The following is a 19,147-nucleotide window of genomic DNA, read 5'->3' on the forward strand; positions in this document are numbered from 1 at the left end:
CTAAATCCAGCCCGTCCGCCCATTCCAGCCCCTCCGGCGTTTGAGGAGCGGGGCCGGGGCGGAGCCCCGCGAGGACGCGCGCCTAGCGCCTGTCGGCAAACTGCCGTCGTCGGACGACAGGCCCTAGACCACCGCTGCGTAGAACCGCTCCTCCACCACCGCCCGAGCCCTCCGCGTGATCCGCCGGTAGTCGTCCAACATGTCCCCGACATGCCCCGGCTCGTACCCCAGGTACCGCCCCACCGCAGCCAGCTCCCGAGGGTCCGACGGGAACGTATCGCCGGACCTCCCCCGCACCAGCATCACCGCGTTCCGCACCCGCGTGGCCAGCACCCACGCCTCGTCCAGCATCTGCGCGTCCTCCGCCGGGATCAGCTCCGCCGCGCACGCCGCCGCCAGCGCCTCGCGCGTACGGGTCGTCCGCAGCCCCGGCTCCGCCCACCCGTGCTGCATCTGCATCAGCTGCACGGTCCACTCGACGTCGCTCAGCCCGCCCCGCCCCAGCTTCGCGTGGAGCGTCGGGTCCGCGCCGCGCGGCATCCGCTCGGACTCCATGCGCGCCTTGAGCCGGCGGATCTCGCGTACGGCGTCGTCCCCGAGCCCTTCCGCCGGATAGCGCAACGGGTCCACCAGCTCGATGAACTCGCGCCCCAACTCCGCGTCGCCCGCCATGTGTTCGGCCCGCAGCAGCGCCTGGCTCTCCCAGGCCAGCGACCAACGCCGGTAGTACGCCCCGTACGACTTCAGCGTCCGCACCATCGGCCCGGTCTTGCCCTCGGGCCGCAGGTCGGCGTCGATGAGCAACGGCGGGTCGGCTGTGGGCAGTTGGAGCAGCCGCCGCATCTCCCCCACGACCGCGTTGGCCGCCCGCGCCGCCTCCTCGTCGCTCACGCCCTCGCGCGGCCGGTGCACGAAGAGGACGTCGGCGTCGGAGCCGTAACTCAGCTCGTGGCCACCGAAGCGGCCCATGCCGATGACGGCGAACCGGGTCGGCAGGGTGTCGCCCCACTGCTCGCGTACGGCGGCCCGCAGCGCGCCCGCGATGGTGGCGGCGTTGAGGTCGGTGACGGCGGAGCCGACCCGGTCGACGAGGGCCCCGTGGTCCTGCTCGGCCGGGCTGTCCTCGGTGCCGTAGGAGCCGATGATGTCGGCGGCCGTCGTACGGAACAGCTCCCGCCGCCGCACCCCTCGTACCACCGCGATCGCCGATTCCGCGCCCCCCGCACGCCCCACCGCCGCCAGCACCTCCTGCTCCAGGTGCTCGCGGGTGCGCGGCGTGAGCCCCTCCGGGTCACCCAGGATCGCCACCGCTTCCGGGGCCCGCATCAGCAGGTCCGGGGCGAGGCGGCCGGCGGAGAGGACCCGGGCGAGGTTCTCCGCCGCCGCCCCCTCGTCGCGCAGCAGCCGCAGGTACCACGGGGTCTTGCCGAGCGCGTCGGACACCTTCCGGAAGCCGAGGAGCCCGGCGTCCGGGTCGGCCGAGTCCGCGAACCAGCCGAGCAGCACCGGCAGCAGCGTCCGCTGGATCGCCGCCTTGCGCGAGACCCCGGAGGAGAGGGCCTCCAGATGGCGCAGGGCCGCCGCCGGGTCCGCGTACCCCAGCGCCTCCAGCCGGATCGCGGCCGCCTTGGTGCTGAGCCGGGACTCGCCCGGGGCCAGCTGGGCGACGGCGTCCAGCAGCGGCCGGTAGAAGATCTTCTCGTGCAGCCGCCGCACCACCGAGGCGTGCCGCCGCCACGCCTTGTTCAGCTCGGCGACCGGGTCGGTCCGCATCCCGAGCGACCGCCCGAGCCGCCGCAGATCCGCCTCGTCCTCGGGGACCAGATGGGTGCGGCGCAGCCGGTAGAGCTGGATGCGGTGCTCCATGGAGCGCAGGAAGCGGTACGCCTCGTCCAACTGAGCGGCGTCCGCGCGGCCGACGTATCCGCCCTCGGCGAGCGCCCGCAGGGCCTCCAGCGTGGTCCCGCTGTGCAGCGAGGCGTCGCTGCGCCCGTGCACCAACTGGAGCAGCTGCACGGCGAATTCGACGTCCCGCAGCCCGCCGGGCCCGAGCTTCAGCTCCCTCTCGATCCGGTCGGCGGGGATGTTGTCGACGACGCGGCGGCGCATCTTCTGCACGTCGGGGACGAAGTTCTCGCGGTCGGCGGCCTGCCAGACGAGCGGCGAGACGGCGTCGACGTACTCCGCGCCCAGCTCCGGGTCGCCGGCCACCGCTCGTGCCTTCAGCAGTGCCTGGAACTCCCAGGTCTTGGCCCACCGCTGGTAGTAGGCGAGGTGCGAGCTGAGGGTGCGGACGAGGGGCCCGTTGCGGCCCTCGGGCCGGAGGTTGGCGTCGACCTCCCAGATGGTGCCTTCGGCGGTGGTCTCGGAGCAGATCCGCATCATGTGGGCGGCCAGCCGGGTGGCGGCCTGCATGGCCTTGTGCTCCTCGACCCCGTCGCGCGCCTCGCCGACGAAGATCACGTCGACGTCGGAGACGTAGTTCAGCTCGTGCCCGCCGCACTTGCCCATCGCGACGACGGCGAGCCGGCACTGCGCCGCGTCCTCGGGGGCCGCCGTACGGGCGATGGCGAGGGCGGCGCGGAGGGTGGCGGTGGCGAGGTCGGCCAGTTCGGCGGCGGTCTGGGCGATGCCGGTGGTGCCGCAGACGTCGCGGGCGGCCAGGGTGAGCATGCACCGGCGGTAGGCGACGCGCAGCGAGTCCGGGTCGACGGCGTCGGCGAGCCCGCGCTCGAACTCGGCGACACCCGGGTTGAGGTCGACCGACTCGTACGTGACGAGCGCCTGCCAGTCGCGGGGATGCCGGGCCAGATGGTCGCCGAGCGCCTCGGACGCGCCGAGCACGCCGAGGAGCCGGTCGCGCAGGGGCTTGGCGGTGACGAGGGTGTCGAGCAGCACCTGCCGCTCGCCCTCCTCCTCGGCCTCCACGAGCCGGACGAGGCCGCGCAGGGCCAGATCCGGGTCGGCGGTGGCGCCGAGCGCCTCCAGGAGGACGGGATCGGACCGTACGGAGGCGAGGTCGTCCTGCTCCAGGAGCCGCTCGGCGGCGGACGGGTCGGTGAATCCGTGCCGCAGCAGCCTGGTGAACGTACTGCTCCTGCGTCCCGGCACCGTCGTCATTGCACGCTCTCCCGCCGCCCGACCCGATCTGCGTAACCGCTCGGCCGCTCTCTCACCGCGCCCAGCTCTCCGAGCCTAGTCCTGTGCCGATGAATTCGGTGCGGGGGCGGAGTCCACCTACGGGGAAAGCACCTGCCGGCACCCCCTGACGCACTGCGGAGGAACCATGTCCACCACCGAGCAGCCACCCACGACCGAACTGGACGCCCGCTACAGCAGCGAGGGCGCGACGGCCCGCCCCTGGCCGGAGACGGCCGCCGTGCTCACCGACGCCCCGCTGTACTGGCTCTCCACCGTCCGCCCCGACGGCCGCCCGCACGTCACCCCGCTCATCGGCGTCTGGTCCCAGGGCGCCCTCCACTTCTGTACGGGCCCGGCGGAGCGCAAGGCCCGCAACCTCACCGCCAACCCCGAGGTGGTCCTGACGACGGGCGCCAACGCTCTCGACTCCGGCTTCGACGTGGTGGTCGAGGGCCGGGCGGACCGGGTGACGGACCACGCCCGGCTGACCGTCCTGGCCCGGGAGTGGGAGGCGAAGTACGGTCCCGACTGGCACTTCGACGTGGCGGACGGCAGCTTCGTCCAGCCGGAGGCGGGCCACGCGCACGTGTTCGCGGTCCACCCCCGGACGGTGTTCGGCTTCGGCAAGGGAGAGCCGTACAGCCAGACGCGCTACCGCTTCACGTGAGCCGCTCCGGGGCCGTGCCGATGACGACGGTGGCGTACAGCTCCTCGCAGACCACGACGCGCGGGACGAGACCGGCGTCGCGGAGAATGCGCTCGGCCGCGTCCCGCTGCCGCTCGCCGGCCTCCACCAGCAGGCTGCCGCACGGCGCGAGCCACCCGGGCGCCTCGGCGGCGACGCGGCGCATGACGTCGAGCCCGTCGCCGCCACCGTCGAGGGCGACGCGCGGTTCGTGGACGCGGGCCTCGGCCGGGAGCAGCTCGACGTCGGCGGTCGGTACGTACGGGACGTTGGCCAGCAGCACGTCGACGCGGCCGCGCAGACCGACGGGAAGGGGGTCGAAGAGGTCGCCCTCGTAGACCTGCCCGAGACCGCCGATGTTGCGCCGGGCGCAGCGTACGGCGGCGGGTTCGACGTCACAGGCGTGCAGCTCGACCGGCCCCAGCGTGGCGGACGGCTCGGTGGCGAGCGCGACGCCGAGCGCGCCCGAGCCGCAGCAGAGGTCGACGACGACGGCCCGGCGGGGCGCGAGGGCGGCGGCCTGCGCCACCAGGAACTCGGTACGGCGGCGGGGCACGAAGACCCCGGCGTCCACGGCGATGCGCCGGCCGCGGAACTCGGCCCAGCCCAGGACGTGTTCGAGCGGAATCCCGGCGGCGCGGTCCGCGACGAGCCGGGCCAGTGCGGCCGGGGAGGCGGCGGCCTCATGGAGGAGACGGGCCTCGTCCTCGGCGAAGACGCATCCGGCGCGGCGGAGGGTGGAGGCGGTGGCGGAGAAGGAACTCACGGGGTGAACCGACATGCGGGGCAATGCCTTTCGGGAAATCCCATGGGCGCTCCGCGATCGGTTGGAGCCGTCCGGCCGGCTTACGCCGGTCGGTCGACGCGATCGTGCGAGGTGAGCACCCGGCCTGATCGAGCGTTGATGGGTCCCACCTCCTCGGTCCGTCCCCGTACCGGTGCACGGGGGGTCGTAACAGTACAACAGCCCGCGCCCATGGGCGCGGGCTGCCGTCCGGCCGGCTACAGATCCACGCTGTCACGCAGCCTGGTCGGCGTGAGGAACAGCGACGCGACGACACCGACCACCGCGATCCCGGCCGAGATGAGGAAGATGTGCCCGGTGGCGTCCCCGTAGGCGGCCCGGACGACCTCCTGGATCTGCGGCGGCATCGCGGCGACGTTGAGAGTGGACCCGCCGGAGGCGGATGCGGCCGGATCGATGCCCAACCGTGTGAGCCCGTCGGCGATCTTGTTCGCGACCTGGTGGGCGAGGACCGCGCCGAGGACGGAGACGCCCATGGTGCCGCCGAGGGAGCGGAAGAAGGTGATGGCTCCGCTGGCCGCGCCGATCTCGCTGAGGGGCACGGTGTTCTGGAGGACGAGCACCAGGTTCTGCATCGACATGCCGACACCGACGCCGACCCCGAGCATCCCCAACGACACGGCGACGAGCGGTGTTTCGTGGTCGATGAAGGAGAGCCCGAGGAAGCCGAGGGCGAGGACGACGACACCGGTGACGATGTACGGCTTGACCTTGCCGGTCCTGGAGACGAGGCGTCCGGCGACGGTGGAGGAGACGAGCACGCCCGCCATGAGCGGGATGGTGAGGAGCCCGGCCTCGGTCGGCGAGTAGCCGCGGCCGATCTGGAAGTACTGGCCGAGGAAGACCGCGCCGCCGAACATCGCCATGCCGACCGCGAGGCTGGCGACGATGGCGAGGGCGGGGTCGCGGCGCCGGACGACGTGCAGCGGGACGACGGGCTCCTTGACGCGCACCTCGACGAGGACGGCCGCGCCGAGAATGAGGAGGCTCCCGCCGACCATGAGGGCGCTCTGCCAGGAGATCCAGTCGAAGTCGCCGCCGACGAAGGTGACCCAGAGGAGCAGGAGGCTGACCCCGGCGGCGATGAGCGAGGCGCCGAGGTAGTCGACCTCGGTGTCGGGCCGGCGGACCTCGGCGAGATGCAGGGTGCGGGCGAGCATCACGGAGGCGAGCAGCGTGAAGGGCACGGCGATGAAGAAGCACCAGCGCCAGCCGAGCCAGGAGGCGTCGGTGATGAACCCGCCGAGCAGCGGCCCGCCGACGGTGGCGACGGCCATGACACCGCCGAGGTAACCGTTGTAGCGGCCGCGCTCCTTGGGGCTGATCATCGCGGCGATGATCACCTGGACGAGCACCTGGAGCGCGCCCATGCCGAGCCCCTGGACGGCACGGAAGGCGATGAGCTGCTCGGTGGACTGGGCGAACCCGCAGGCCACGGACGAGACGACGAAGATCCCGATGGCTATCTGGAGCAGCAGCTTCTTGCTGAAGAGGTCGGCGAGCTTGCCCCAGATGGGGGTGGAGGCGGTGGAGGCCAGAAGGGTCGCGGTGACGACCCAGGTGTACTGCGACTGGGTGCCGTCGAGCGACCCGATGATCTGCGGCAGCGCGACCGAGACCACGGTGGTGCTGATCATGGCGACGAACAGCACGATGAGCAGCCCGCTGAGGGCCCGCAGGATGTGCCGGTGGTCCATGGGTACGGGGGCGGGCGCGGGCGCCCCGGCCGGGGCGGCGGCGGTGTGTGCTGCGCTCACGCGCAACCTCCGGAAGGTTCGTACGGGGGAGGAGAAGACTTCACCATACATGCACACTGCGCAATTTTGCCTACTGAGCAATAATTTCAGGTCCAAGGGATAATGCCTCCATGGACAGCAGCACCGCGGCCCCGGGACTCCGGGAACGCAAGAAGGAAGCCACCCGGCAGGCCGTGCACGAGGCGACCCTGCGCCTGACCGTGGAGCACGGCTTCGACCAGGTGACGGTGGAGGCGGTGGCGGACGCGGCCGGGATCTCCCGCCGGACGTTCTCGAACTACTTCACCAACAAGGAGGACGCCCTTCTCTACGGCGAGGAGCAGCAGATCCGGGCCCTGGTCCGCACGGTCCGCGCCCGCCCCGCCGACGAACCGGCCTGGCCGGCGCTGCGAGCGGCGGTGGCCCAGTTCGCGGAACGGGTCGCACCTCCCGAACGCGACTGGGCGATCCGCACCCGCCTGGCGATGCGCCACCCTTCCCTCCTGGCCCGCCAGTTGGCCAACCACGCGGCCCTGGAACGCGACCTGGCCGAAGCGGTGGCCTCCCGCCCGGGCCCGGCTTCGGCCCCGGTCCGCCCGATCGTGCTGGCGGCGGGCTTCCTCGCCTCACTCCGGATCGCGATGCGCATGTGGATCGAGGAGGACCTGGCCCGGGATCCTGCGGCGGTGATCGACGAGGTGCTGGACGAGATGGGGCGGGGGTTCGGGTGAGGGGTGGCACGCCGATGTCCCGCCCGCCTCTGCGACCTTTCGGAGCCCACCATCAGCACCGCACCTGACCCCATCCTCTGGATCGGCACCGACACCTGCGCGCTCGGCCCCTACCGGGCGGACCTGGTGGAGACGTACTGGCGCTGGGAGCAGGACCCCGCACTCCTGGTCGGTTACGGGCGCCAGCGGCCGGAGTCCCTGGAGGCCCGCACGGAGGGCATGGCCCATCAGCTGCGCGGGGACAACATCCGCTTCACGGTGTACGACCTCACCTCGGGCAGTCCGGCACCGGCCGGGGTGGCGACGCTGCTGCCCGACCCGTCCGTCCGCACGGCGGAGTACGTCGTGATGCTGGCCCCCGACTTCACGGGCCGTCCGTCATCACGGCCTGACGGCCCGAAGGCGGCTCACCGCACCGTGGCACGGAAGCCGCCCTGAGGATCGACCCGGCTCAGAACCGGGAGTCGTCGACGTCGATCTCATACGCGATCTCCCAGCGGATGTCCGGGACGATGATGTCGGCGGTCTCGACCGGACGGCCCTCCGAGTCGAAGTAGATGCGCTCCAGTTGAGTGATCAGGTCGCCCACGGAGATGTTGAGGAAGTTGGCCTGCTCGCGCGTGGCGCGGGCCGGTCGCGGCATTTCGAGTGCGGTGGAGATGTTCACGTTGATGGAGCGCATACGGGCGACCACGCCGATCTTGCCCCGCGGCCCCATCTCCGGAAGCAGGACCTCCGTACCGCCGGTGATGGCCATCGGCTCCCAGCTCGTGGCGAGCTGCGCCGGCTGACCGCCCGCCAGGAACTCGTAGTGGGTCATGACGCAGAGGTCGCCGGGCTCGATCGCCAGCCGGGCGGCGATGTCCTTCGTGGCGGGGACCCGTGCGCGGCTGTTGCACTCCCAGGTGCCCTCGCCGCCGTGGTCCTTCAGGTCGGCGCGGAACGGGGAGCCGTTCCGCTCCTGCCGGAGGCGTGAGCGGACCATCCTCAGGCGCTGGCGGGCTTTGCGGACGTACGTGCCGGAACCGGCGCGGCCTTCGAGGATGCCCTCGATGATCAGGCGCTCCATGGCACGCTGGGCGACGGACTGGCCGACGCCGTACTCCTCGGCGAACCGGGTGCGGGACGGCAGCTTGTCACCGACCGCCCATTCACCCGACAGCACCCGGGCACGGATCTTGTCGGCCACCTGCAAGTACGGGGTATCGCGAGGCATTTCGGCGGCTCCGTGAGGGTGCGGCGTTCAGGGCTCGATATTGACAAAGCTAACCCATCAGGTTGAAGCTGAGTATTCAGCATTACACGGAGTGACATCGGCTTCACCAGGGGAGAAGTGTGCGCTCAGCACAAGCGCGGGCAGCGGCACTGACCGGCATGCTCACCGCGGCCATCGGCACCGAGCCGCGCATGGCCGACACCGAGGCCGGCATCCGCGTCGAAGCGGACCTCCCCACCGAGCTCACCGAGGCCGAGCACGCGGCCGTCCTCGCCGCCCTGGCCACGGCCGACCACTTCGGACACACCGTCACCCGCACCGCCGAATTCGTCTGGGCCGAGATCAGCAGAGAGGCGAACGTGACCACGACCGACATGCCCGACGCGGCCTACCGCGACCTGCTCGCCCATACGACGACGTGCGACGCCTGCCGCGCGGGCTCGGCCTGCTCCACCGCGACGACGCTCGTCCGCACGTGGCGCGAGACCCGCGCGTAGGGGCACAGTTCGCCAACTCATCACGAGAAGGAGGCACTTCATGCGTACGCAGGTACCTCACGCCTTACCTCCGGCCCACCCCGGGAGGCCCCGATGATCGCCCTGTCCGCGACGGACGTCCGCACCTGCGAGGCCTGCTGGACCGCCCCGGTCACGGCGGCCCGCCACACGGAGGCCGGCCGCGACCTGCTCTGCGACGAGTGCGCGGAGGGGAACTACCCGCGCCGCGTGGACCTGTTCCCGCCCCTCGGCATCTACGGCCTGCCGCCCCGCAAGGTCCCCCCGAACGCCAAACACCGAGGCAACCCGCCCCAGCCCCCACCCGATCCGGGCCCACCGCTGCCCAACCCTCCCCCGGCACCGTCACCTCCTGGGACGCCACCGGTGTAGAGCGGCGCCGCCGACCGCCGCCCCGAGCCACCCTGGACCGAAGGTCACCTCCACACCTACCGGTCGATGATGGAGGAGTTCGGCCCAGCGACCGCAGCCCCCTGCGCAGATGCCCTGCCCGGGCGGCAGAAGGCGACAATGGCTTTTTGCGTACGCCATCGGGTACTGGACGCGCGGACGCGCTGCCGTTCCGGACGGGGTACGCATTCCGCACAAACGGATCCCGAGAAAGGCTGCGCCGAAAGTCCGAGGGAGGAAGAAGAGAAAGACCGGGGCAAAGGTTCGGCATTCACCGGTCGCATCAAGTCAATCCTCGACCGGCGCTTCCCCTTCCAGGAGCCTCTCGGCAATGTCGTGAGCCCACTCCTGCGCCCACAACCGCAGGGCGGCGATCTCCGGGTCACCCAGCCCATACGCCGCGAACTCGGTGTCATCAATCCAGTCGGTGCCACCCAGCCGCGCCTCAAGTTCGGTCAGGTCGAAGGAGTCCCGGGCATGTCGCCGTCCAAGCTCCTCCAGCTCGATGTGGCTCCAGCGGTCGGCGGCTGCCCGCACATCGATCAGGTCACGCGCGAGGCCACGATCGGCCAGTGCGCGAACCTTGGTGCCGACAACGTCTTCGAGGGAGAGCACCAGGCCGTGCGCCGTATGTACCGGTGGACGCCACAGTGCCTCCTTGAGGATGTCCACCTCGCACTCCTCACCGTCGTCCGGATCGGTGACGATCAGCCGCGCGGACAGCGGATCGGCCTCCAGCGCCCGCACCTGCCAGCCGCGCTGCTCCAGCCCGTACCGGACGGTGGAAGCGATGTCTTCCATCGGGTCGGGATTCTCGGTGGCCACGTCGAGGTCTTGACTGAGCCGGTCGACCAACCCATGCGCCTGTACGGCATAGCCACCGGTGAGCACAAGTGGGTAGGCACCGCCCACAGCCAGTACGTCTGCCAGCAAGCGGCGATGGAGATCGGTGAGGTTCACGCAGCGGCCCGGGCGCTCAACGCCAGCTCATCGAAGGTGTTCTCCCACACGTCGCGAATATCGCGGCTGATCAGCGTCCGCAGCGTCGGCCACAGGGCGAGGAGCAGACCGCGATTGAGATGGTCCACCAGGTCATCGTGCATGCCCTCGGCCAGCACGATGCGGTAGTAGCTCATCCGCAAGCGGGGCTGATCGAGATCGAACTGAGTCAGTCCCGACCACGCCAGGTGAAGAGGCAGGGACACAGTCCCGTGACTCGGGCCGGCAAGTTCCGCCAGCGTGGCGGGCACCCGTCGGGCGAACCTGGCGCGACGGAGACCGGGGACGTCGGAAGCTGATGACATGCCGCCATTATCGCGCAGAGGCCGATACGAGCGCCTCGCTCAGCACGGTCTCCGACGCGTTGCGACCTCAGGTCCCGGAGGGGGAAGACGATTCAGGAGGTCGTACACGGCTTCGGGCCGACGGAATAAGCACCGTCGGCCCGAAGCTGCATACGCAGACTCTAGGCCTACCCAACAGCCTCCACAACACAGGCAGCGAGTTCTTCAATGCCAAGCCGCTGCATCGCTACGGTGCTTCCCCCCACTCCCGCTTCTTGTTGTGCAGGAAGTGACCCGAAGTGCTTTCAACATTATGGCAATGCATTGATCACCATGGTGGAGCGCGCCACTCTACGAACGACGTCGACGCCCTGGGCCGCGACCTCTCGGCTCTGCCTGGGGCGAAGGTGGGCGGGATGGGAACCCCACGACGCTCGCTCCGCTCCGGCCGGCACTCGCGAACGGCTCCCCTCACATTCCTGGAGTCCGAGCGCCCCGCCATGGGCATCGTCGTGAAGCTGCGGGCTTGGTTCTCGTCTCATGCCTCCGGGCCTATCCACTGCGGGCGCGCGTCGGCGACAGCGCCGAGCGGGCCGGAGGCAGGAGCGCGGGCACAGCCAGAGCCAGGACGCGCGCCCGGCGGAGCGGAGCGCAAGGGCGTGCCTTGATGAGGTCGAGAAACCTGTAGCAGTCCGTACAAACCGAGATAGGCGACCGTCGCACCGTCAGGCTGCTTGCTACGGGGCCAGTAGGCCGAGATCAGGTTGGAGAACTCGGGCATCCCTCCGGACTCGACGCCCCCTAAACGGCCTATAGCTGATCATGACTACGGACGGGTCGCTTCGGTTGAACCGGGCGACCCGCCCGCTTTGTGCTTTCCAAGCCGCTGAACTGCGACTACAGCACCGGCAGCAGGTTCTTCAGCTCAAAAGCGGTGACCTCGCTGCGGTACTCCTCCCACTCCTGCTTCTTGTTGCGGAGGAAGAAGTCGAAGACGTGCTCGCCCAGCGTTTCGGCGACCAGTTCGCTCTTCTCCATCAGGGAGATCGCCTCGCCCAGGTTCTGCGGGAGCGGTTCGATGCCCATGGCGCGGCGTTCCGCGTCGGAGAGGGCCCAGACGTCGTCGTCGGCGCCGGCCGGGAGTTCGTAGCCTTCCTCGATGCCCTTGAGGCCGGCGGCGAGGAGGACCGCGTACGTGAGGTACGGGTTGGCGCCGGAGTCGATGGAGCGGACCTCGACGCGGGCCGATCCGGTCTTGCCGGGCTTGTACATCGGGACGCGGATCAGGGCGGAGCGGTTGTTGTGGCCCCAGCAGATGTACGACGGGGCCTCGCCGCCCGCGCCGGCCGCGCGGGACGAGCCGCCCCAGATGCGCTTGTAGGAGTTGACCCACTGGTTCGTGACGGCCGAGATCTCCGCCGCGTGCGTCAACAGGCCCGCGATGAAGGAGCGGCCCACCTTGGAGAGCTGGTACTCCGCACCCGACTCGTAGAACGCGTTGCGGTCGCCCTCGAAGAGGGAGAGGTGGGTGTGCATGCCGGAACCCGGGTACTCCGAGAACGGCTTCGGCATGAACGTCGCCTGCACGCCCTGTTCCAGCGCCACCTGCTTCATCACCAGACGGAACGTCATGATGTTGTCCGCCGTCGACAGTGCGTCCGCGTAGCGGAGGTCGATCTCCTGCTGACCCGGGGCGCCCTCGTGGTGGCTGAACTCCACCGAGATGCCCATCGATTCCAGCATCGTGATCGCCTGGCGGCGGAAGTCCATGCCCACGTTCTGCGGCGTGTGGTCGAAGTAGCCCGAGCTGTCCGCCGGAGTCGGGCGCGTGCCGTCGACCGGCTTGTTCTTCAGGAGGAAGAACTCGATCTCCGGGTGGGTGTAGAAGGTGAAGCCGAGGTCGGACGTCTTGGCGAGGATGCGCTTGAGGACATAGCGCGGGTCCGCGAAGGACGGCGAGCCGTCCGGCATCAGGATGTCGCAGAACATCCGCGCGGTGCCGGGGGCCTCCGCGCGCCACGGCAGGATCTGGAAGGTACCCGGGTCCGGCTTGGCGATCATGTCCGATTCGTACACCCGGGCGAAGCCCTCGATCGCCGAGCCATCGAAGCCGATGCCCTCGTCGAAGGCCTGCTCCAGCTCGGCCGGGGCCACGGCGACGGACTTGAGGAACCCGAGGACGTCGGTGAACCACAGCCGCACGAAGCGGATGTCGCGCTCCTCAAGGGTCCTGAGGACGAATTCCTGCTGCTTGTCCATTGCCACATCCTTGCAGTTCAGACGGTCCGTGCACCACCGCCCGGGGTAGGGGGACACTTCAGTATCGCGACCCGGGATTTCCCCCAGATTACGCACACGGTGTGAGAGAGAGCACTCGGCCACCCACTACGATCGGCGACCGTGGCGCGCGAGAGCCGTGGCGGCTTCCCCGCCCGCCCGCGCCCATCGGTCGTCGGACCGGCCGTCCCCCCTCCCGCCCCTTCGCAGAAGGACTCGTCGCCATGAGTTTCGGCCCCAGCGGTCCCCTGTACCCCACCCCGCCCCAGCAGCCCTCCGGTGGTGCCCGCTCCACCCGTAACCGGGCCATCGCCATAGGGCTGAGCGCCGCCGTCGTGGCCGGTCTGACCGTGTTCGGTACGTACCTGGTGCTGGACGCGTCCGAGGCCGCGGAGAAGTGGGCCGGCCACTCCCCCGCCCAGGACGACAAGCCGTCCGGCGGAGACAGTGGCGATACCGGCGGGGCCATCGCGGGGCTCAAGTCCTGGGACTCCGCCTCGTTCGGGCGCAACCATGCCCCCGGGGACGTGGACTACCCGATGACGCCTCCCGTCGGCGGCGACCACAACGCGTCCTGGCTCAACTGCGACGGCGACGTATACGAAAAGGCCGTCCCGGACGTCAACGCGGTGCACTCCCTGGAGCACGGAGCGGTCTGGGTCACCTACAACACCCAGGCCTCCGACGCCGACGTCACCAAGCTGGCCGAGCGCGTCCGGAGCACTCCCTTCACCCTCATGAGCCCGTACGCCGGTCAGGAGGGCGCCATCACCCTCACCGCCTGGGGCAAGCAGGTCACGGTCGACAGCGCCGACGACCGGCGCGTCGGCCAGTTCCTCGCGCAGTACGTCCAGGGGCCGCAGACCCCCGAGCCCGGCGCCCCTTGCACCGGCGGGCTGGCCGAGGGGCCGGCCACGGGGCAGTCGTGATGCCCGTAGCCGTCCGGGAGGCCGACAGCGAGGAGCGGGGCCGGACGCGTCCTGTGCGGTGGGTGGTGGCCGCTGGGGTTGCGGTTCTTGCTCTGCTTCTTGCCGGGGTCCTCGCCTTCGCCTTCACCAGTGGCGACGACGAGCCGCGTGTGCCCGGCGTCGATTCCGCCGATGCCGGGTTCGCCCGGGACATGGCCGTCCACCACCAGCAGGCCGTGGAGATGTCCTTCATCGTGCGCGACCGTACGGACGACGAGGACGTACGCCGGCTCGCCTACGACATCGCCAACACCCAGGCCAACCAGCGCGGCATGCTCCTGGGCTGGCTGGATCTGTGGCAGCTGCCCAAGGTCGCCCCGGACGGAGCCGGGCCCATGGTGTGGATGGAGGAGGAGGGGGGTCACGGTGGTCATGGGGCGGGCGGTGCCGCTGCCATGCCTGGAATGGCCTCGGAGGAGGAGCTCGAACGCCTCGGGAGGCTCCGTGATGAGGAGGCCGAGGTCTTCTACCTCCAGTTGATGACCGATCACCACCAGGGCGGCGTGCCCATGGCCGAAGCGTGTGTGTCCCTGTGTGCCGTTCCGGCGGAGAAGCGGCTCGCCGCCGGCATGGTGGAGGGCCAGCAGTCTGAACTGCGGCTCATGCGCGACCTGCTCGCCGACCGTGGGGCGAAGCCCCGTACGTGAGGGGAAGCGCCGTACGTGAGGGGAAGCCCCGTTGGTGAGGGGAGGCGCCGTACGTGAAGGGAAGCCCGTACGCAAAACGGAGCCCGTACGTAAGCGGAGCCCCGTACCACCGCACCCGAACGGGTGGTTGCGGTCGCGCCTGCCCGGCGGGCCGATGACGATGGGTTGCGCTCGGGGCCGTACGGCAGTGCCATCGGCACGCAGGAGGAAATCCCCCATGACGACCGCCAAAGACATCATGCACAGCGGGGCCCGCTGGATCCCCGCGCACGAGACGCTCGACCGTGCCGCGCAGCTGATGCGGGAGCACAACGTGGGCGCGCTGCCCGTCTCCGCCAACGGTGACTCGGACCGGATGGTCGGCATCATCACCGACCGCGACATCGTCGTCGGCTGTGTGGCCAAGGGCCACGACCCCTCGAAGGTGACCGCAGGCGACCTCGCTCAGGGCACGCCGCGCTGGATCGACGCGGAGGCGGACGTGAACGCGGTCCTGGAGGAGATGCAGAACCACCGCATCCGCCGGCTCCCCGTCGTCGAGAACAAGAAGCTCGTCGGGATGATCAGTGAGGCCGACCTCGCCCAGCACCTCACCGAGGAGCAGATCGCGGCCTGGGCCGAGAAGGTGTACTCGCGCAGCTGAACGCTCCCGCCCTTCCGGCAGCGGCCCGGCATCCTCGCAGGTGCCGGGCCGTCGTTCATCCGTATACCCACCGGGGGTAGGGTGGCGCCATGGCGAGCACGGTCGGCGGGGTCCGGAGCGGGAGCGCGGTGTACGGGCAGCTTCTGCTGCTCGCCGCGCTGCTCTTCGGCATCGTCACCATGCATACGGTCGGGCATCCGGCTGAGCATGCCTCCTCGCCTTCGGCAGCCGCGGCTCCTGTGACCGCCGCTGATGCCGCCTCCGACGCCGCTCGTCCCTCGCACCACTCCCCCGACGACACCCCCATGAGCGGCATGGATCCGCTCTCCGTCTGCCTCGCCGTCCTCGGTGTCTGGGGTCTCGCCCTCGCCGGTGCCTGGTTGCTCGGGCTGCGCGTGGACGGACGGAGTTCCGGTACGCCGTTGGGTGCGGGGCTCCTGCGGGCGCCGCGGGCGAATCCGCCTCCTCGGATATCGGTGCTGGCCAGCGTCTCGGTGCTGCGTATTTAGGAGTGGGCGTCCCACCTCCGCCCCTCCACCCGAACCACAGCACTCCAGAGGTGTCTTCAGCATGCCCATGCACCGACCCACCCGACGCGCCGTGCTCGGCGCCGCTCTCGCCGTCGCCGGTACGGGAGCCCTCGCCGGCTGCTCCGACGGCGGCAGCGGCCACGGCGGGACCCACGCTCCCGGCGGTGTCCAGGACTCCGGTACGTACGTCTCCCCCGGCGGCAAGGAGGTCGCGGCGGCCGAGGCGGCGCGCGGCTCCGGTCCCGTACGCGAGGTCTCCCTCACCGCCACCCGTACCCGGCTCGATCTCGGCGGCTCCACCACCGTCGCCTCGTGGGCGTACGGGGACCGGCTGCCCGGCCGTGAGGTGCGGGTGACCGCCGGGGAGACTCTCGATCTGACCCTGGCCAACCACCTTCCCCAGCCGACCTCGATGCACTGGCACGGGCTCGCCCTGCGCAACGACATGGACGGGGTACCGGGGCTCACCCAGCGGGCCATCGCGCCGGGGGGCGACTTCCGGTACCGGTTCGCCGTGCCGCATCCGGGGACGTACTGGTTCCACCCGCACTCCGGCGTCCAGCAGGACCGGGGACTGTACGCGCCGCTCATCGTGGAGGACCCGAAGGAGCCGCTCTCGTACGACAAGGAGTGGGTCGTCGTCCTCGATGACTGGGTCGACGGGGTGGACGGGTCGACGCCCGATGCCGTGCTGGAGGAACTCTCCGGGGGGATGAGCGGCGGGATGGATCATGGCGCGCACACCATGTCGGGGGCCGGGGAGAACGGTCCGGACGGCGGTGGGCCCTCGCGGATGATGATGGGCGCCCGCAGCGAGCTGCTCGGTGGGGACGCGGGTGATGTCGCTTATCCGTACTACCTGGTCAACGGGCGGGTCGGGGACGATCCGGAGACCTTCCGCGCGCGGGCCGGTGACCGGATCCGGCTGCGGATCATCAACGCCGGTGGCGACACCGCCTTCCGGGTCGCGCTCGGCGGGCACCGGCTGACCGTGACGCACACCGACGGGTTCCCGGTACGGCACGCCGAAGGGGACGCGCTGCTGCTCGGGATGGGCGAGCGGTACGACGTGCTCGTCACCGCCGGGGACGGGGTCTTCCCGCTCGTCGCGGTGGCCGAGGGGAAGAAGGCGGCCGCGCTCGCCGTGCTGCGGACCGGGGGCGGTGCCGCTCCCGGCGCCTCTGTGCGGCCCGAGGAGCTGGACGGGAAGCTCGTCGAGGCGGGGCGGCTGGTGCCGGATCCGTCGGTGGCGCTGGCCCGCCGTGCTCCGGACCGGACGATCCGGATGCGGCTCACCGGTGGGATGGCCGATTACGACTGGGCCTTCGACGGGCAGCCGTACAGCGCGGTGCGGCGGCGGCCGGTGGAGGCGGGCGAGCGGGTGCGGATCGTCTTCGACAACGGGACCGCCATGTGGCACCCGCTGCATCTGCACGGGCACACCTTCGCGCTCGGCGGGAACGCCGCCGGGGCCCGTAAGGACACCGCGATCGTGCTGCCGCACCGGTCGCTGACGGTGGAGTTCGACGCCGACAATCCGGGGCTGTGGATGGTTCACTGCCACAACGTCTACCACGCGGAGGCGGGGATGATGACGGTCCTCGGGTACCGGGGCTGACGCTCGCGGCTCCCCCAGCGGGTCGGTGCGGTGAACCGCTCCGACCTGCGGTTCCGGTGGGTCCGGGCAGATTTTCCCCGGCCCACCGGGACATCGCGTCAGAAAGACGATTACACTGGCGGACGTGCCTCAACTACGCCTCGCACTGAATCAGATCGACTCGACCGTCGGCGACCTCGCCGGCAACTCAGAGGCGATCGTCCACTGGACCCGGCACGCCGCCGAGCAGGGCGCCCACCTCGTGGCGTTCCCCGAGATGGTGCTGACCGGATATCCCGTCGAGGACCTGGCCCTGCGGTCGTCCTTCGTCGAGGCCTCACGGCAGGCGCTGCGCGCGCTGGCCGTCCGGCTCGACGCGGAGGGCTTCGGCGAGCTGCCGGTCGTCGTCGGCTACCTGGACCGCTCCGAGCACGCCGCCGCGCGGTACGGGCAGCCCGCCGGGTCTCCCCGTAACGCGGCGGCCGTGCTGCACCGCGGCGGGATCGCGCTCAACTTCGCCAAGCACCACCTGCCGAACTACGGCGTCTTCGACGAGTTCCGGTACTTCGTGCCGGGCGACTCGATGCCCGTCGTGCGGGTCCACGGCGTCGATGTGGCCCTCGCGATCTGTGAGGACCTCTGGCAGGACGGCGGGCGCGTGCCGGCCGCCCGGTCCGCCGGCGCCGGGCTACTGCTGTCGATCAACGCCTCGCCGTACGAGCGGGACAAGGACGACACCCGGCTCGACCTGGTCCGCAAGCGGGCTCAGGAGGCCGGCTGCACGACCGCCTATCTGGCGATGATCGGCGGGCAGGACGAGCTGGTCTTCGACGGGGACTCGATCGTCGTCGACAAGGAGGGCGAGGTCATCGCCCGTGCGCCGCAGTTCTCCGAGGGCAGCGTGATCCTGGACCTGGAGCTGCCTGCGGCCGAGGCCGTGGCGCCGTCCGGTGTGGTGGACGACGGGCTGCGGATCGACCATGTGGTGCTGTCGGACCGGCCCGTGGACGCGTACGAGCCGGAGCTGGCGGGCGGGTACGCGGAGCGGCTGGAGGACGACGAGGAGGTCTACTCCGCGCTGGTCGTCGGGCTCCGTGCGTACGCCGCGAAGAACGGTTTCAGCAGTGTGCTGCTGGGGCTCTCCGGCGGGATCGACTCGGCGCTGTGCGCGGCCATCGCGTGCGATGCGCTGGGGGCGGAGAACGTGTACGGCGTGTCCATGCCGTCCAAGTACTCCTCGGACCACTCCAAGGGCGACGCGGCCGAGCTGGCGCGGCGGACCGGGCTCAACTTCCGTACGGTGTCGATCGCGCCGATGTTCGACGCGTACATGGAGGCACTGGGGCTCACCGGTCTCGCGGAGGAGAACCTCCAGGCGCGGCTGCGCGGGACGACGCTGATGGGCATCTCCAACCAGGAGGGGCAGATCGTGCTGGCGCCCGGCAACAAGTCGGAGCTGGCGGTCGGTTACTCCACGCTGTACGGGGACGCGGTCGGGGCGTACGGGCCGATCAAGGACGTCTACAAGTCGTCGGTGTTCCGGCTGGCGAAGTGGCGGAACCGGGCGGCGGAGGAGCGGGGGCAGACGCCGCCGATCCCCGAGGCCTCGATCACCAAGCCGCCGAGCGCGGAGCTGCGGCCGGGGCAGGTCGACACGGACTCGCTGCCGGACTACGACGTGCTGGACGGGATCCTGGAGCTGTACGTGGACCGGGATCAGGGGATGGATGCCATCGTGGCGGCCGGGTTCGACGCGGAGCTGGTGGCGAAGACGTTGCGGATGGTGGATACGGCGGAGTACAAGCGGCGGCAGTATCCGCCGGGGACGAAGATCTCGCCCAAGGGGTTCGGGAAGGACCGGCGGTTGCCGATCACCAATCGGTGGCGCGAGTCGGCTTAGCGGGGTGGGGTGGTTGCCGGCGGCGTCCGGCGGCCGCCTTCGTCCTCAAGCGCCGGACGGGCTGGGTTTGCCGGGCGGGCCCG

The 19,147-nt window shown here is 70.7% G+C and carries 17 protein-coding genes and 1 pseudogene; 11 read left to right on the forward strand and 7 right to left on the reverse strand.

Annotation, left to right across the window (positions count from 1 at the left end):
• Nucleotides 1–123 precede the first annotated feature (123 nt).
• Nucleotides 124–3,120 carry a bifunctional [glutamine synthetase] adenylyltransferase/[glutamine synthetase]-adenylyl-L-tyrosine phosphorylase gene (locus ACIRR8_RS00235; RefSeq protein WP_404057309.1) on the reverse strand — a complete coding sequence of 999 codons (2,997 nt, stop codon included), beginning with the start codon at nucleotides 3,118–3,120 and terminating at the stop codon, nucleotides 124–126.
• Nucleotides 3,121–3,286: 166 nt separating this feature from the next.
• Here ACIRR8_RS00235 and ACIRR8_RS00240 point away from each other — a divergent pair, with 166 nt between their 5' ends.
• Nucleotides 3,287–3,808 (forward strand): pyridoxamine 5'-phosphate oxidase family protein, encoded by a 522-nt coding sequence (locus ACIRR8_RS00240; RefSeq protein ID WP_404057311.1) that lies wholly within the window; start codon nucleotides 3,287–3,289, stop codon nucleotides 3,806–3,808.
• On the opposite strand, the gene ACIRR8_RS00245 is transcribed toward ACIRR8_RS00240, so the two are convergent.
• Together ACIRR8_RS00245 and ACIRR8_RS00250 are read right to left on the reverse strand one after the other, a co-directional pair.
• Nucleotides 3,801–4,607: a putative protein N(5)-glutamine methyltransferase gene (locus ACIRR8_RS00245; RefSeq protein ID WP_404057313.1), complete on the reverse strand. Its 807-nt coding sequence runs from the start codon at nucleotides 4,605–4,607 to the stop codon at nucleotides 3,801–3,803. The two genes, ACIRR8_RS00240 and ACIRR8_RS00245, sit on opposite strands and share 8 nt — an antisense overlap.
• A gap of 221 nt (nucleotides 4,608–4,828) precedes the next feature.
• The gene (locus ACIRR8_RS00250) at nucleotides 4,829–6,328 is read right to left on the reverse strand and encodes an MFS transporter (RefSeq protein WP_404058657.1); all 1,500 of its coding nucleotides are present in this window, start codon (nucleotides 6,326–6,328) and stop codon (nucleotides 4,829–4,831) included.
• 170 nt (nucleotides 6,329–6,498) lie between these two features.
• Between ACIRR8_RS00250 and ACIRR8_RS00255 the strand changes: the two genes are divergently transcribed.
• Nucleotides 6,499–7,098, forward strand: a complete 600-nt coding sequence (locus ACIRR8_RS00255; protein WP_404057315.1) for a TetR family transcriptional regulator — start codon at nucleotides 6,499–6,501, stop codon at nucleotides 7,096–7,098.
• 126 nt (nucleotides 7,099–7,224) lie between these two features.
• A pseudogene (locus ACIRR8_RS00260) lies at nucleotides 7,225–7,473 on the forward strand (GNAT family N-acetyltransferase); the annotation flags it as partial.
• Nucleotides 7,474–7,549: 76 nt separating this feature from the next.
• Here ACIRR8_RS00260 and ACIRR8_RS00265 read toward each other — a convergent pair.
• Entirely contained in the window at nucleotides 7,550–8,314 is a 765-nt protein-coding gene (locus tag ACIRR8_RS00265) for a GntR family transcriptional regulator (RefSeq protein ID WP_404057317.1), read from the reverse strand.
• 158 nt (nucleotides 8,315–8,472) lie between these two features.
• Here ACIRR8_RS00265 and ACIRR8_RS00270 point away from each other — a divergent pair, with 158 nt between their 5' ends.
• Nucleotides 8,473–8,811 carry a hypothetical protein gene (locus ACIRR8_RS00270; protein ID WP_404058659.1) on the forward strand — a complete coding sequence of 113 codons (339 nt, stop codon included), beginning with the start codon at nucleotides 8,473–8,475 and terminating at the stop codon, nucleotides 8,809–8,811.
• 93 nt (nucleotides 8,812–8,904) lie between these two features.
• Nucleotides 8,905–9,201: a hypothetical protein gene (locus ACIRR8_RS00275; protein ID WP_404057319.1), complete on the forward strand. Its 297-nt coding sequence runs from the start codon at nucleotides 8,905–8,907 to the stop codon at nucleotides 9,199–9,201.
• Nucleotides 9,202–9,507: 306 nt separating this feature from the next.
• Here the strand turns inward: ACIRR8_RS00275 and ACIRR8_RS00280 are convergent, their stop codons facing one another.
• The 3 genes from ACIRR8_RS00280 to glnA form a co-directional block, all read right to left on the reverse strand.
• On the reverse strand, nucleotides 9,508–10,179 hold the full coding sequence (locus ACIRR8_RS00280; protein WP_404057321.1) for a nucleotidyl transferase AbiEii/AbiGii toxin family protein: 672 nt from the start codon (nucleotides 10,177–10,179) through the stop codon (nucleotides 9,508–9,510).
• Nucleotides 10,176–10,523 (reverse strand): transcriptional regulator, encoded by a 348-nt coding sequence (locus ACIRR8_RS00285; RefSeq protein WP_404057323.1) that lies wholly within the window; start codon nucleotides 10,521–10,523, stop codon nucleotides 10,176–10,178. The genes ACIRR8_RS00280 and ACIRR8_RS00285 overlap by 4 nt, the downstream gene beginning before the upstream one ends.
• A gap of 876 nt (nucleotides 10,524–11,399) precedes the next feature.
• Nucleotides 11,400–12,761, reverse strand: coding sequence for a type I glutamate--ammonia ligase (gene glnA, locus ACIRR8_RS00290; RefSeq protein WP_003969536.1), 1,362 nt, complete (start codon nucleotides 12,759–12,761; stop codon nucleotides 11,400–11,402).
• A gap of 242 nt (nucleotides 12,762–13,003) precedes the next feature.
• Here glnA and ACIRR8_RS00295 point away from each other — a divergent pair, with 242 nt between their 5' ends.
• From ACIRR8_RS00295 to ACIRR8_RS00320, 6 genes are all read left to right on the forward strand, one after another.
• A complete protein-coding gene (locus tag ACIRR8_RS00295) occupies nucleotides 13,004–13,708 on the forward strand; it encodes a DUF3105 domain-containing protein (protein WP_404057325.1) in 705 nt (234 codons plus the stop codon).
• Nucleotides 13,708–14,394, forward strand: coding sequence for a DUF305 domain-containing protein (locus ACIRR8_RS00300; protein WP_404057327.1), 687 nt, complete (start codon nucleotides 13,708–13,710; stop codon nucleotides 14,392–14,394). The genes ACIRR8_RS00295 and ACIRR8_RS00300 overlap by 1 nt, the downstream gene beginning before the upstream one ends.
• A gap of 217 nt (nucleotides 14,395–14,611) precedes the next feature.
• Nucleotides 14,612–15,037 carry a CBS domain-containing protein gene (locus tag ACIRR8_RS00305; protein WP_018511825.1) on the forward strand — a complete coding sequence of 142 codons (426 nt, stop codon included), beginning with the start codon at nucleotides 14,612–14,614 and terminating at the stop codon, nucleotides 15,035–15,037.
• Nucleotides 15,038–15,126: 89 nt separating this feature from the next.
• Nucleotides 15,127–15,546 carry a hypothetical protein gene (locus tag ACIRR8_RS00310; RefSeq protein ID WP_404057329.1) on the forward strand — a complete coding sequence of 140 codons (420 nt, stop codon included), beginning with the start codon at nucleotides 15,127–15,129 and terminating at the stop codon, nucleotides 15,544–15,546.
• A 61-nt stretch (nucleotides 15,547–15,607) separates the two neighbouring features.
• On the forward strand, nucleotides 15,608–17,185 hold the full coding sequence (locus tag ACIRR8_RS00315) for a multicopper oxidase family protein (protein ID WP_404057331.1): 1,578 nt from the start codon (nucleotides 15,608–15,610) through the stop codon (nucleotides 17,183–17,185).
• 124 nt (nucleotides 17,186–17,309) lie between these two features.
• A complete protein-coding gene (locus tag ACIRR8_RS00320) occupies nucleotides 17,310–19,064 on the forward strand; it encodes an NAD+ synthase (protein ID WP_404057333.1) in 1,755 nt (584 codons plus the stop codon).
• Nucleotides 19,065–19,147: the final 83 nt, after the last annotated feature.

It is taken from the genome of Streptomyces sp. NPDC101178 (assembly GCF_044767965.1).
Lineage (GTDB): Bacteria > Actinomycetota > Actinomycetes > Streptomycetales > Streptomycetaceae > Streptomyces.